This window comes from Actinomadura luteofluorescens, from assembly GCF_013409365.1.
In the GTDB taxonomy this organism is placed as follows: Bacteria; Actinomycetota; Actinomycetes; order Streptosporangiales; family Streptosporangiaceae; genus Spirillospora; species Spirillospora luteofluorescens.
The window spans coordinates 8,853,659-8,867,660 of record NZ_JACCBA010000001.1 but is presented as its reverse complement, the minus strand read 5'-3'; the positions used below and the strand labels follow the sequence as shown (position 1 = coordinate 8,867,660).

Annotated in this window: 11 protein-coding genes; 3 read left to right on the top strand and 8 right to left on the bottom strand. The window is 70.8% G+C overall.

Annotated elements, in window-relative coordinates:
* Window positions 1–2 precede the first annotated feature (2 nt).
* Entirely contained in the window at window positions 3–1,238 is a 1,236-nt protein-coding gene (locus tag BJY14_RS40880) for a DUF349 domain-containing protein (RefSeq protein ID WP_179848489.1), read from the bottom strand.
* A gap of 73 nt (window positions 1,239–1,311) precedes the next feature.
* The gene (locus BJY14_RS40875) at window positions 1,312–2,061 is read right to left on the bottom strand and encodes a peptidylprolyl isomerase (protein ID WP_179848488.1); all 750 of its coding nucleotides are present in this window, start codon (window positions 2,059–2,061) and stop codon (window positions 1,312–1,314) included.
* Between the two features lie 222 nt (window positions 2,062–2,283).
* On the opposite strand from BJY14_RS40875, the gene BJY14_RS40870 reads away from it, so the two are divergent.
* Genes BJY14_RS40870 through aspS form a run of 3 tightly spaced genes read left to right on the top strand, consistent with a single transcriptional unit; the run spans window position 2,284 to window position 6,028 of the window.
* Window positions 2,284–2,979, top strand: coding sequence for an MBL fold metallo-hydrolase (locus BJY14_RS40870; protein ID WP_179848487.1), 696 nt, complete (start codon window positions 2,284–2,286; stop codon window positions 2,977–2,979).
* Between the two features lie 11 nt (window positions 2,980–2,990).
* A complete protein-coding gene (gene hisS, locus BJY14_RS40865) occupies window positions 2,991–4,271 on the top strand; it encodes a histidine--tRNA ligase (RefSeq protein ID WP_179848486.1) in 1,281 nt (426 codons plus the stop codon).
* Complete coding sequence (aspS, locus tag BJY14_RS40860; protein WP_179848485.1) at window positions 4,268–6,028, top strand: aspartate--tRNA ligase; 1,761 nt, start codon at window positions 4,268–4,270, stop codon at window positions 6,026–6,028. The genes hisS and aspS overlap by 4 nt, the downstream gene beginning before the upstream one ends.
* Before the next feature lie 55 nt (window positions 6,029–6,083).
* Here the strand turns inward: aspS and BJY14_RS40855 are convergent, their stop codons facing one another.
* The 6 genes from BJY14_RS40855 to ruvB all read right to left on the bottom strand — a co-directional run bounded on the left by BJY14_RS40855 (window position 6,084) and on the right by ruvB (window position 13,993).
* Window positions 6,084–8,258 (bottom strand): RelA/SpoT family protein, encoded by a 2,175-nt coding sequence (locus tag BJY14_RS40855; RefSeq protein ID WP_218907595.1) that lies wholly within the window; start codon window positions 8,256–8,258, stop codon window positions 6,084–6,086.
* A gap of 413 nt (window positions 8,259–8,671) precedes the next feature.
* Window positions 8,672–9,196 carry an adenine phosphoribosyltransferase gene (locus tag BJY14_RS40850; protein WP_089316298.1) on the bottom strand — a complete coding sequence of 175 codons (525 nt, stop codon included), beginning with the start codon at window positions 9,194–9,196 and terminating at the stop codon, window positions 8,672–8,674.
* 12 nt (window positions 9,197–9,208) lie between these two features.
* Window positions 9,209–10,378: a protein translocase subunit SecF gene (gene secF, locus BJY14_RS40845; RefSeq protein WP_179848483.1), complete on the bottom strand. Its 1,170-nt coding sequence runs from the start codon at window positions 10,376–10,378 to the stop codon at window positions 9,209–9,211.
* A 2-nt stretch (window positions 10,379–10,380) separates the two neighbouring features.
* On the bottom strand, window positions 10,381–12,189 hold the full coding sequence (gene secD / locus BJY14_RS40840) for a protein translocase subunit SecD (RefSeq protein WP_312879705.1): 1,809 nt from the start codon (window positions 12,187–12,189) through the stop codon (window positions 10,381–10,383).
* A gap of 42 nt (window positions 12,190–12,231) precedes the next feature.
* Complete coding sequence (gene yajC, locus BJY14_RS40835) at window positions 12,232–12,741, bottom strand: preprotein translocase subunit YajC (RefSeq protein ID WP_179848482.1); 510 nt, start codon at window positions 12,739–12,741, stop codon at window positions 12,232–12,234.
* 175 nt (window positions 12,742–12,916) lie between these two features.
* The gene (gene ruvB / locus BJY14_RS40830) at window positions 12,917–13,993 is read right to left on the bottom strand and encodes a Holliday junction branch migration DNA helicase RuvB (protein WP_179848481.1); all 1,077 of its coding nucleotides are present in this window, start codon (window positions 13,991–13,993) and stop codon (window positions 12,917–12,919) included.
* Between the last annotated feature and the right edge of the window lie 9 nt (window positions 13,994–14,002).

Sequence of the window (14,002 nt, the reverse complement as noted above, 5' to 3'; positions counted from 1 at the left end):
GCTCAGGAGAACTCGGCGAGGGTGCGCTCGGCCTCTTCGAGCCAGGCGCGGCGGGCGCTGAGCGCCTCCTCGGCCTCCTTGACGTCCTTCTGGCGGCCGGCCTCGCGGGCCTTGCCGAGCCGCTTCTCCAGCTGCTCGATGGAGCTGCGCAGCTGGCCCACCGTGGCCTCGGCGCGGGCGCGGGCCTCGGGGTTGGTGCGGCGCCACTCGTTCTCCTCGGCGGAGCGGACGGCCTCCTCGATCTTGCGGAGCCGCCCCTCCAGCCGGTCGCGCTGGTCGCGCGGCACCATCCCGGCGGCCTCCCAGCGCTCCTGGACCGCGCGCAGGGACTGGCGAGCCTGCCGGACGTCCCGCACCGGCAGAAGCCGCTCGGCCTCGGCGAGGATCTTCTCCTTCTCCTCGGCGTTGCCGCGGAACTCGGCGTCGCGCTCGGCGAACGCCGCGCCGCGGGCCTGGAAGAAGGTGTCCTGGGCGCCCTTGAAGCGGGCCCACAGGTCCTCCTCGGCGTCCCGGGAGGCGCGCCCGGCCAGCTTCCAGCGGCGCATCAGGTCGCGGTAGGCGGCGGCCGTGTCGCCCCAGTCGGTGGAGCCCGACATCGCCTCGGCCTCGGTGACGAGGCGCTCCTTCTCCCGCCGGGCCTCCTCGCGCTGGTCGTCGAGGGTGGCGAAGTAGGCCTTGCGTCGCTTGGTGAAGGCGTTGCGGGCGGCCGACAGCCGCTTCCACAGCGCGGTCTCGGTGGGGCGGTCGATGCGGTCGGCGGCCTTCCACTCCTCGACCAGCAGGCGCAGGCGCTCGCCGCCGTTCTTCCAGTGCGTCTCCTCGACCGCGATGCGCTCGGCCTCGGCGACGATCCGCTCCTTGACCTCGCGGGCCTCGTGCCGGTGCTGCTCGCGCTGGGCCTTGACCTCCTCGCGGCGCCTCCCGACCTGCTGCGACAGGCCCTCCAGGCGGCGCAGGAGGGCGTCGAGGTCGCCGACGGCGTGCGCATCGGAGACGGCCTCGCGCAGCCGGTCGATGCCCTGCTGGGCCTGGGCCGGCTGCAGGTCGGTGGTGCGGACCCGCTGTTCGAGCAGGCCGATCTCGGTGGCGAGCGCGTCGTACTTGCGCTTGAAGTAGGACAGGGCCTCTTCGGGCGCGCCGGCCTGCCAGGAGCCGACGACCCGCTCGCCGTCGGCCGTCCTCACATAGACGGTGCCGTCCTCGTCCACCCGGCCCCAGGGATCGGTCGCGCTGGACACCCTTGCCTCCTGAATCGCGGGTCCGGACGCGCTCACGGCGACCGGACCCTCCACACCTTAGTATCCCGTTCGCCTATTTCCCGGCGATCGTGACGTCCTGGATCTCTACCTTCTTCTTGGGCTTGCCGTCGCCCTTGGGGTCCGAACCCGCGTCGGCGATCTTCTTCAGCACGTCCAGCCCCTTGGTGATCTTCCCGAACACCGTGTAGTCCGGCGGGAGCTGCGAGTCCTTGTAGACCATGAAGAACTGGCTGCCGTTGGAGTCCGGCAGGCTGCTGTGCGCCATGGCGAGCGTGCCCTCGGTGTACATGGCGCCGTTGGTGTTCTCGTTGGCGAACTGGTAGCCCGGGCCGCCGGTGCCCTTCGCGGTCGGGTCGCCGCACTGCAGGACGTTGAGCCCGCCGCTCGTCAGCCGGTGGCACGAGGTCTTGTCGAAGAAGTTCTTCTGCGCCAGGTACGTGAAGGAGTTGACCGTGCACGGGGCCTTGCCGCCGTACAGTTGCACCTCCACGTCGCCCTGGTTGGTCTTCATCGTCGTCTGGACGACGTCCGTGTAGGCGGGCTTGCCCGGAGGGGTGCCGACACCCTTGGGCGCACCGTCCTGCTGGGCCGCCTTGTAGGTGCACCGCGGCCCGGCCGCGGTGGACTCGTCGTCCTTGGTGAGCACCATGAACGCGGCGCCGCCGACGACGATGACCGCCACCACCGCCGCGGCGGAGATGATCTTGAGTCGGCGCGCCCGCGCCGCCTCCTGCGCCTGCCGCTGCTGCTGGCGCTCGTAGCGCTGCCGCGCGAGCTGCTTCTTGCGGTCCTTCGCCGCCACGTGCCTCGCCTCTCCGGTGTGATCAGGTGAACGTGCAGCGCATAGTAGCGGTACCCGGGAGTAAAAGCGTCTCCGCGTTCAGGGAGCGCCGTCCCGCCCGGCCGCGGCCCCGGCGGGCCGCGCCCCGCGACACGTCGGCCGCGCCAACTCGTTCGCGGTGGCCGTGGCCGCGCCGGTACCCTCGAACACGCCCACCCGAGATGGTTCTAAGGAAGGACGACCGTGCTCGTCGCCGGGTTCCCCGCTGGATCGTTCGCCGCGAACTGCTATGTCGTGGCGCCCGCCGCCGGTGAGGAGTGCGTGATCATCGATCCCGGGCAGGACGCCGAGGCCGGGATCGAGGAGCTCCTGCGCGAGCACCGGCTGAAGCCGGTCGCGGTGCTGCTGACGCACGGCCATCTCGACCACGTCTGGTCGGTGGCCCCGGTCTGCGGCGCCAAGGACGTCCCGGCCTACGTCCATCCCGACGACCGCGACCTGCTGACCGATCCGGCCAAGGGCCTGTCCCTGGGCGCCGGGCAGCAGCTGTTCGGGGGCCTGGAGCTGTCCGAGCCCGACGACGTGCGCGAACTGTCCGACGGGGCGGTGCTGGAGCTGGCCGGGCTGAGCTTCACCGTCGACCACGCCCCGGGCCATACGCCCGGGTCGGTGACGTTCCGGACGCCGAAGGCCCAGCAGATCCCGGACGTGATGTTCACCGGCGACCTGCTGTTCGCCGGCTCCATCGGGCGCACCGACCTGCCGGGCGGATCGTACGAGCAGATCCTCGCCAGCCTGTCCCGGGTGTGCCTCACGATGCCCGACGAGACGGCCGTCCTGCCCGGCCACGGCGACCAGACCACAATCGGCCGCGAGCGTGTGACCAATCCGTTCCTTTCGGAGTTGGTGCCCGCGGACGGACCTGACAAGGGATTCTGATCTAAAAGACCATGAGTTCGAGTTTCCGGGCCCCGAAGGGGGTCAGCGAATACGTCCCGCCGCGCGCGGACCTCTTCTACGCCATCCGGGAGGCCTTCGCCGAGCAGGCGAGGCTGGCCGGTTACGGCTACCTGGAACTGGCGGTGTTCGAGGACACCAACCTGTTCCGGCGCGGCGTCGGCGAGTCCACCGACGTGGTGTCCAAGGAGATGTACACCTTCGAGGACAGGGGCGGCAGGTCCCTGACGCTGCGCCCCGAGTTCACCGCGTCGGTGCTGCGCTCCGTCCTGGAGAACAACCTGCACAAGGGCTCGCTGCCGGTGAAGGTGTGGACCACCGGGCCCGCGTTCCGGGCCGAGCGCCCGCAGCAGGGCCGCTACCGGCAGTTCTACCAGCTCGACCTGGAGGCGATCGGCAGCGAGGACCCGCAGGTCGACGCCGAGACGATCGCGATCGCGTGGAACTGGTACCGGTCCCTCGGCCTGACCCGGGTGCGGCTGCTGCTGAACTCGCTCGGCTGCAAGGAGTGCCGCCCCGCCTACCGGGCCCTGCTGCAGGACTTCCTGCGCGGCCTGGACCTGGACGACGACACCCGCGCCCGCGTCGAGATCAACCCGCTGCGGGTGCTGGACGACAAGCGCCCGAAGGTCCGCGAGCAGCTCGCGGGCGCACCGCTGATGGCCGACCACCTGTGCCCGGCGTGCAAGGCGCACCACGACCGCGTCCGGGAACTGCTCGCCGACCTCGGCATCACGTGGGAGGACACCCCCACCCTCGTCCGGGGCCTGGACTACTACACCCGCACCACCTACGAGTTCGACCACCCGCTGCTCGGCGCCCAGTCCGGCATCGGCGGCGGCGGCCGCTACGACGGGCTGTCGGAGGACATCGGCGGCCCCCCGCTGCCGGGAATCGGGTTCGGGCTCGGCCTGGACCGCACGGTCCTCGCGCTGGAGGCCGAGTCGTCGGACGGGCAGGGCCCCGCCTTCGCCGCCGAGCCGCGCTGCGAGGCGTTCGGCGTGGCGCTCGGCGACACCGCCGAGCGGCGCATGTTCGCGCTCGTCGACGAGCTGCGCCGCGCCGGGATCGCGGCCGACATGGCGTTCGGCGGCAAGAGGCTGAAGGGCGCCATGAAGGACGCGGACCGCTCGGGCGCCCGGTACGCCGTGATCCTCGGGGAGCGAGATATCGCGGACGGCGTCGCCCAGGTCAAGGACCTGGCCGAGGGCGAGCAGACCGCCGTCCCGCTCACCGACCTCACCACGACGTTGAAGGAAAGGCTCTCGAAATGATCCGCACCCATGAGGCGGGCACGCTCCGCAAGGAGCACGCCGGGCAGCAGGTAACGCTGGCCGGCTGGGTCGGCCGCCGCCGCGACCACGGCGGCGTCACGTTCATCGACCTGCGCGACGCCTCCGGCACCGCGCAGGTCGTCTTCCGCGAGGAGGACACCGCGCACGACCTGCGCGCCGAGTACTGCGTCAAGGTCGTCGGCGAGGTCCGCGTCCGGCCGGAGGGCAACGAGAACCCCGAGCTCCCCACCGGCGACGTCGAGGTCGCCGCCGCCCGCATCGAGGTGCTCTCCGACGCGGCGCCGCTGCCGTTCCCCATCGAGGGCGACGTCAACGTCAACGAGGAGATCCGCCTCAAGTACCGCTACCTCGACCTGCGCCGCGAGAGCGTCGCGCGGGCGATGAAGGTCCGCTCGGAGGCCTCGTTCCTGACGCACGAGGTGATGCGCGAGCACGGGTTCGTGAACGTGGAGACGCCCACCCTCACCCGGTCCACCCCCGAGGGCGCCCGCGACTTCCTCGTCCCCGTCCGGCTCCAGCCGGGCCACTGGTACGCGCTCCCCCAGTCGCCGCAGCTGTTCAAGCAGCTCCTCATGGTCGGCGGCCTCGAACGCTACTACCAGATCGCCCGCTGCTACCGCGACGAGGACTTCCGCGCCGACCGGCAGCCCGAGTTCACCCAGATCGACATCGAGATGTCCTTCGTCGACCAGGACGACGTCCTGACGGTCGGCGAGGACCTCGTGGCGCGCCTGTGGAAGGAGATCGCCGGGTACGAGATCCCCCGCCCGATCCCCCACATCACCTATGCCGACGCGCTGGCCCGCTACGGCTCCGACAAGCCCGACCTGCGGTTCGGCAACGAGCTGACCGACATGACCGAGTACTTCGCCGGCACGTCCTTCCGCGTGTTCCAGGCCCCCTACGTCGGCGCGGTCGTCATGCCCGGCGGCGCGTCCCAAACCCGCAAGGAACTGGACGGTTGGCAGGACTGGGCGAAGGCCCGCGGCGCCCGCGGCCTCGCCTACGTGCTCGTCCAGGAGGACGGCACCCTCGGCGGCCCGGTCGCCAAGAACCTCTCCGACACCGAGAAGGCGGGCCTCGCCGCCAAGACCGGCGCCTCCCCCGGCGACGCGGTCTTCTTCGGCGCCGGCAAGCGGCACTCCACGCAGGAGCTCCTCGGCGCCGCCCGCCTGGAGATCGGCCGCCGCCGCGGCCTCATCGACGAGTCCGCCTGGAAGTTCGTCTGGGTCGTGGACGCGCCGATCTTCGAGCCCGTCGAGGACGACAAGGGCGAGCAGATCGGCTGGACGTCGGTGCACCACCCGTTCACCGCGCCCAAGCCCGAGTACGCCGACACCTTCCACGACGACCCGGGCACCGCCCTCGCCGACGCCTACGACCTCGTCCTGAACGGGAACGAGATCGGCGGCGGCTCCATCCGTATCCACCGCGCCGAGATGCAGCAGCGCGTCTTCGACGTGCTGGGCCTGTCCAAGCAGGAGGCGGAGTCGAAGTTCGGCTTCCTGCTGGAGGCGTTCAAGTTCGGCCCGCCCCCGCACGGCGGCATCGCGTTCGGCTGGGACCGGGTGGTCATGCTCCTCGCCCGCCAGGAGTCGATCCGCGACGTGATCGCCTTCCCGAAGGCCGCCTCCGGCCACGACCCCCTGACCGCCGCGCCGACCCCCATCACCCCGGAGCAGCGCGCGGAGGCCGGGGTCGACTTCGTCCCCGAGGACGAGCCCGCCGAGAACTGACCCGTACGCGAAGGGGCGGCCGCAGGCGCGGCCGCCCCTTCGCGTGTACGGGCCTCTACTTGGTGGCGCCGCTGGTCACCCGGTAGACGTCGTAGACGCCGTCGATGGAGCGGACGGCCTTCAACACGTGGCCGAGATGCTTCGGGTCGCCCATCTCGAAGGTGAAGCGGCTGACGGCGACGCGGTCGCGGGTCGTGGTGACCGACGCCGACAGGATGTTGACGTGCTGGTCGGACAGGACGCGGGTCACGTCCGACAGCAGGCGGGGCCGGTCGAGCGCCTCCACCTGGATCGCGACGAGGAACACCGAGTCCTCGCCCGGGGACCACTTGACGTCGATCAGGCGGTCGGGCTGCGACCGCAGGCTCTCGACGTTCGCGCAGTCGGAGCGGTGGACGGAGACGCCGTGGCCGCGGGTCACGAAGCCGACGATGTCGTCGCCGGGCACCGGGGTGCAGCAGCGCGACAGCCGGACCCACACGTCCGGGTCGTCGGCGACGACGACGCCCGGATCGCCGGCGGGACGGCTGCGCTTGCGGCGCGTCGGCAGCGCGATCTCGGCGAGGTCCTCTTCGGCGCTCTCCACGCCGCCGAGGGCGTCGACCAGGCGCTGCACGACGTGCTGCGCGGAGACCTGGCTCTCGCCCACGGCCGCGTACAGGGACGACACGTCCGGGTAGCGCATGTCGCGGGCGAGGGCGAGGAGGGCCTCACCGGACATCATCCGCTGCAGCGGCATGTTCTGCTTGCGCATCGCGCGGGCGATGGCGTCCTTGCCGGACTCGATCGCGGTGTCGCGGCGCTCCTTGGAGAACCAGTGCTTGATCTTGTTGCGGGCGCGGGCGCTCTTGACGAAGCCGAGCCAGTCGCGGCTCGGGCCCGCGTCCTGCGACTTGGAGGTGAAGACCTCGACGGTGTCGCCGTTGTCGAGGGTCGATTCGAGGGGGACGAGACGGCCGTTGACACGGGCGCCGATACATCGGTGCCCGACCTCGGTGTGGATCGCGTACGCGAAGTCGACGGGGGTGGCGCCCTGCGGCAGCGCGATCACGTCGCCCTTGGGCGTGAACACGAACACCTCGGAGACCGACAGGTCGAAGCGCAGCGACTCCAGGAACTCGGCCGGGTCGGCGGTCTCCTTCTGCCAGTCGAGGAGCTGGCGCAGCCACTGCATGTCACCGGCCTTGCGGCCGCCGACCGTCTCCTCCTTGTACTTCCAGTGCGCGGCGACGCCGTACTCGGCGCGGCGGTGCATGCCCCAGGTGCGGATCTGCAGCTCGACGGGCTTGCCCTCCGGGCCGATCACCGTCGTGTGCAGCGACTGGTACATGTTGAACTTCGGCATCGCGATGTAGTCCTTGAACCGGCCGGGGACCGGGTTCCATCGCGCGTGGATCGAGCCGAGGGCGGCGTAGCAGTCGCGGACGCTGTCGACGAGGACCCGGATGCCGACCAGGTCGTAGATGTCGTCGAAGCTGACGTCCCGCGCGATCATCTTCTGATAGATCGAGTAGTAGTGCTTCGGCCGGCCCGTCACGGTGGCCTTGATCCGGGCCTCGCGCAGGTCGGTGGAGACGTTCTCGATCACTTCCTGCAGGTAGACGTCGCGGCGCGGGGCGCGCTCGGACACCAGGCGGGCGATCTCGTCGAACCGCTTGGGGTACAGCGTGGCGAACGCGAGGTCCTCCAGCTCCCACTTGAGCGTGTTCATCCCGAGGCGGTGCGCGAGCGGCGCGAACACCTCCAGGGTCTCGCGGGCCTTCTTCTCCTGCTTGTGCCGCGGCATGTAGCGCAGCGTGCGCATGTTGTGCAGCCGGTCGCCGAGCTTGATCACCAGGACGCGGATGTCGCGGGACATCGCCACGACCATCTTGCGGACGGTCTCGGCCTCCGCGGCCTCCCCGTACTTGACCTTGTCGAGCTTGGTGACGCCGTCGACCAGGGCGGCGATCTCGTCGCCGAACTCGGCGCTGAGCTGGTCGAGGGTGTAGGGGGTGTCCTCGACGGTGTCGTGCAGCAGCGCCGCGCAGAGCGTCTCGGTGTTCATGCCGAGCTCGGCGAGGATGGTGGCGACCGCGAGCGGATGGGTGATGTACGGGTCGCCGCTCTTGCGCTTCTGGTGCCGGTGGTAGTGCGCGGCCACGTCGTAGGCGCGCTCGATGAGCCGGAGGTCCGCCTTCGGATGCGTGTTGCGGACCGTCTTGATCAGTGGTTCGAGTACCGGGTTCATAGCGGGGCCGCGCTGGGCGCCCAACCTGGCGAGCCTACGGCGCACCCGGGCGGCGGACGGCGGGATCGTGGCCGGCGTGGGCCTGGACGGGACGGCGGACCCGGACGCGTCATCGCCGTCCGGGGTGGCGCCAGGGCCTGGAGCAGGGGGGGCATCGGATCTCGACGAGGGCTGGACGGGCGGGGCGGACGCGGGCGTCCGCGCGGCGGGCTCGTCGGGCTCGGGCGGCCGGACGTCGGGCGGTGGTGGCGCGCGCCGTTGCTCGGCGGCGGTGTTCACCGCGTCTGTCGATACCACCTCACCTGGCACCCAGCCTCCCTAGTCCACCCCGGGCGCCGCACCCGCCGTCGCGCGGGCCGCGCCCGTTCCCACCCGGACCCTGATGGCGTCAGTGTATCCGGCCCTATTTCGTACTAGACCGTAACCAGGGAATGAACGTCCAGATTCCCCAGCTTGTCGCGTCCGTGCAGGAACGACAGCTCAAGGAGGACCGACAGTCCGACGACCTCGCCGCCGCCCCGCCGTACGAGTTCGGCGGTGGCCCTGGCCGTGCCTCCGGTGGCCAGGACGTCGTCGACGATCAGTACCCGGTCGCCGGGTTCGAAGGCGTCGAGATGGATCTCGATCGTCTCGCTCCCGTACTCGAGATCATAGGTCTCCGCGTCCGTCGCCGAGGGCAGTTTCCCCTTCTTGCGCACCGGGACGAAGCCCGCCCCGAAGTGGTAGGCGACGGGCGCGGCGAGGATGAATCCGCGGGCCTCGATACCGACGATCTTGTCGATGGTGCCGCGGCCGTGGTGGTTGACCACCGCGTCGACCACCCCGGCGAACGCCACATGGTCGGCCAGCAGAGGGGTGATGTCCTTGAACATCACCCCCTGCTTGGGATAGTCGGGGATGTCGCGGATCCGCTCCTGGATCAGCTTGCCGAGGTCCACTCCGTCCCCGCCCTACTTGCCGCCGCGGCGCTGCTGCCGCGACCCGCGCTTCGGCTGCTGCCGCGACCCGCTCTGCACGACCTTCCGCACGGTGACCGTGCTGCGGACGTCGGAAACGTCCTGGTCGGCGCGCTCGCCGGCGTCGTCGTCGGACGGGGCGTCCTCCGCCGAGGCGGCGGAGGCGCCGGCTCCGGCCTTGACCTTGGTCTTGGCCGCGCGCTTGGTGCTCTGCTCGCGCCGGGCGATGTTCTCCCGGATCTGCTTGTACTTCGGCTCGCGCTCCTTGAACTGGACGAGCAGCGGCGTCGCCACGCAGATCGAGGAGTAGGTGCCGACGATCATGCCGACGAACAGGGCGAGCGACAGGTCCTTCAGCGTGCCGGCGCCGAACAGCGTCGTCCCGATGAACAGGATCGCGCCGACGGGCAGGATCGCCACCAGGGAGGTGTTCAGCGAGCGGACCAGGGTGCTGCTGAGCGCCTGGTTGGCAGCCTCGCTGTAGGTCGTCCTGGAGGTCGGGCCGAGCGGCTTGGTAACCTCCTTGATCATGTCGAAGACGACGACCGCGTCGTACAGCGAGTAGCCGAGGATCGTCAGGAAGCCGAGCAGCGTGGCCGGGGTCACCTCGAAGCCCGACCAGGCGTAGATGCCCGCCGTGATCACCAGGTCGTGGACGAGCGCGACCACCGCGGCCACGGCCATCCGCCACTCGAACGCCACCGACAGGTAGGCGATGATCAAGATCATGAAGACGAGCAGCGCCTGCCACGCCTTCTTCTGGATCTCACCGCCCCACGAGGCGCCGACGACCTGGGTGCTGACCTTGTCGGCCGGGACGGTCAGCTCCTTGGAGACGCTCGTCTTGACCTCGGTGACCCGGTCGGAGGACAGGCTCTCGGTCGTGACCCGCCAGTCGCCGCCCGCCTTCTGCACGATCACCTGGTGGGCGCCGCCGTCGCCGACGGCGCTGCGCACCTGCTCGATCGACGCGCTCGGCGCCTTGAAGGTGAAGACGGAGCCGCCCTTGAACTCCACGCCGAAGTTGAGGCCCTGCACCAGCAGGCCCGCGATCGACAGCGCCAGCAGCAGCCCGGAGATCGTGTACCAGATCTTCGGCCGGCCGACGATGTCCGCGCTGATCTCGCCCCGGTAGATCCGGGAGATGGCCGCACGCGTTCCCATGCTCAGGCCTCCTGGCTCGTCGTGCGGGCGGCTGGGGCGGAGGTGTCCTGCGCCTTGTGCAGGCGCCTCGGATCGAGGCCGGACATCGGATGCCCGCGCCCGAAGAAGTTCGTGCGCGCCAGCAGCGCGACCAACGGCTTGGTGAAGAAGAACACCACGATGACGTCGATGAGCGTCGTGAGGCCCATGGCGAACGCGAACCCTGCCACGCCGCCGACCGCGAGGAAGTACAGCACCAGCGCCGCGAGGAAGGTGACGGCGTCGGCGACGAGGATGGTGCGCCGCGCCCGCTTCCAGGCGTTCTCCACCGACGAGCGCAGCTTGCGCCCGGCCCGCAGCTCGTCCCTCAGCCGCTCGAAGTAGACGATGAACGAGTCGGCGGTGATGCCGATGGACACGATCAGGCCGATGATGTGCGGCAGGGAGAGCCGGAAGCCCATCCCCTCACCGAGGATCACCACCGCCTCGTAGGTGATGACCGACGCCACGACCAGGCTGGACACCGCCACCAGGCCGAGGCCCCGGTAGTAGAACAGGCAGTAGAGCACCACCAGGCCGAGCCCGATCGCGCCGGCGATCAGCCCGCCGGTCAGCTGGTCGGAGCCGAGCGTGGACGACACCTCGTCGATGGAGCTCTGCTTGAACTCCAGCGGCAGCGCCCCGTACTTGAGCACGTTGGCGAGGTCGGTGGCGTACTGCTGGTTGAAGCTGTCGGGCGGGCCGTCGATGCTGGCCGTGCCGCCCGTGATGGCGCCCTCGCGGATGCTCGGCGCGGAGACGACCTGCCCGTCGAGGACGATCGCGACCTGCGCCTGCGGGGAGGACGGGTTCTGCTGGTAGGCCTGGGACGCGGCGGTGGTGACCTCGCCGAACTGGCGGGCGCCCGTGCCGTCGAACTTCAGCGAGACCGACCAGCTGGCCTGGCCCTGCTGGGCGTTCGGCGGCATCGCGCTCGCCGAGGAGACGTTCTCGCCCAGCACCCGGACCGGGCCGAGGATGTACTTGGCGGCCTGGCCGCTCTCCTCGTCCTGGTCGCAGGCGGCGACGAACTTGCGGTTCGGGTCGTTGGAGCCCGGGGCCCGCCGGTCGCCGCTGTAGCAGTTCAGCGCCTCGAACTGGCTGATCACGGCCTTGTCGGTGACGCCCGGGTAGTCCTGCGCGGGGGCCGCGGGCTGCCCGGACGGCTGGCCCAGCGGCGACGACGCCGACGGCGCGGGCGACGCGGCGGAGGAACCGGACGGCTTGGGCGTCGGGGCCGCCAGCGCCCCCGACACGGCCCGGCCGCGCGGGGTGGACGACGCCGACGGCGACGCGCCACCCGAGGGGGAGGCCGACGCGGACGGCGACGGGCTCTTGCCCCCGTCCTTCTTCTCCCCCGTGCCCTTCGTCGGGCTGGAGGACGGGACGGGCGCCGCCCCGCTCGACGGCTTCCCGTCGGCGACCGCGAACACCTGGCGGAACTGCAGCTTGGCCGTCGTCCCGATCAGGTTGACGACGCGGCCCTGCCCCTCACCGGGGACGTTCACCACGATGTTGTTGCTGCCCTGCTTGGCGACCTCGGCGTCGGAGACCCCCAGACCGTTGACGCGCTTCGTCATGATCTTGACGGCCTGGTTCATCTGGTCGGCCGGGGGATTCTTGCCGTTCGCGGTCTTGGCCGTGAGCGTCACGGTCGTCCCGCCGGCGAGGTCCAGGCCCAGCTTGGGCTTCGTCTGCCCCTGCCAGACCGCCAGACCGGCCATGACCACCATGATCGCGAAGAGCGCGAGGAGCGTGCGCCCGGGCTTGGGAGCATTCTTGGGCGGAGCCACTTGTCGTCGTACTTCCCGTCGTAATCGTCGCCGTGAGAGGGGTCAGGCGGGCTTGTCGCCCGCCTCGACCTTCGCCTTCCCCTTCGGCTTGGACTCGGGCTCGCCGTCCTCGCCCGCAACGTCCGCGGCGGGCGCGGCCTCGTCGTCGCCGTCCTTGGACAGGTCGACCTCGGAGCCGTCCTTGGACAGGTCGACGCGGTCGCCGTCCTCGTCCTCGGCGTCCTCGTCGTGCTCGTCGTCGAGCTCCTCGGGGTCGTCGTCCTTGAGGACCTGCATGACGGCCTGCTTGACGAACCGGACCTCGACGCCGTCGGCGATCTCCAGCACGATTCCGTCGTCGTCGACCGACACGACGGTCGCGCGGATACCGCTGGTCGTCAGGACGCGGGCGCCCGGCTCCATGGCGTTCTGCATCTGCATCTGCTCTTTGCGGCGCTTGCTCTGCGGCCGGATGAGCAGGAAGTAGAAGACCAGAGGCACGGCGAGAAGCAGGAGCAGATTGAAGGACCCGCTACCACCCGAGCCCGCCGCGAGAATAATGTCGCTGCCCATTACTGGGGCATCCTTCCGATGTCGATTGCCCAGCCTGTGACCAGACCGGTCACGTGCAACGGGACCGCCGGCTGGAGACGGTGAACCAAGTCCCGGAGTCTAGAGAGTACGCGAGACCCCGGCAACGAGGCGACGATCGACGACGCCGGGAAGTTCCCAACCCGTTATCAGATGATCACTCTTCCGTCCGGCCGGCGTCCCGGTCCAGGTCGAACAGGGTGCCCGCCATCGGCGCCGTCGGCGGCTGGGGAAGCCCCAGGTGCGCCCACGCGGCGGCCGTGGCGACCCTTCCGCGCGGCGTCCTGGCGAGCAGACCCTGCCGGACGAGGAACGGCTCCGCGACGACCTCGACGGTCTCGGGCTCCTCCCCCACCGACACGGCCAGCGTCGACAGGCCCACCGGCCCGCCGCCGAACTTGCGCATCAGCGACTCCAGGACGGAACGGTCGAGCCGGTCAAGGCCCCGTTCGTCCACCTCGTACAACGCCAGGGCGGCGCGGGCCGATTCCCGCGTGATCACACCGTCGGCGCGCACCTCGGCGTAGTCGCGGACGCGGCGCAGCAGCCGGTTGGCGATCCGGGGCGTGCCGCGCGAGCGCCCGGCGACCTCGGCGGCGGCGTCGTCGGAGATCTCCACGTCCAGCAGCCGGGCGGACCGGCGGACGATGATCTCCAGTTCGGCGGGCTCGTAGAAGTCCATGTGCGCGACGAAGCCGAAGCGGTCGCGCAGCGGGCCGGGCAGCATCCCCGCCCGCGTGGTGGCGCCCACCAGCGTGAACGGGGCGATGTCCAGCGGGATCGCCGTCGCCCCGGGGCCCTTGCCCACGACGACGTCGACGCGGAAGTCCTCCATCGCCATGTAGAGCATCTCCTCGGCGGGCCGCGCCAGCCGGTGGATCTCGTCCAGGAACAGCACCTCGCCTTCGGCGAGGGTCGACAGCACGGCCGCGAGGTCGCCGGCCCGCTCGATCGCCGGCCCCGAGGAGATCCGCAGCGGCTGCCCCAGCTCCGCCGCGATGATCATGGCGAGGGTGGTCTTGCCGAGCCCGGGCCCGCCCGACAGCAGGACGTGGTCGGGGGTCCGGCCGCGTCCGAGCGCGCCGTGCAGCACCAGCGAGAGCTGCTCGCGGACCCGCTCCTGCCCGACGAAGTCGTCCAGCTTCTTCGGCCGCAGCGCGGCCTCGATCTGCTGCTCCTCGGTCCCGCCGGCGTCCGCGGACACCAGCCGCTCCGTCTCGTCGGTCTCGCTCATCCCGGCTCC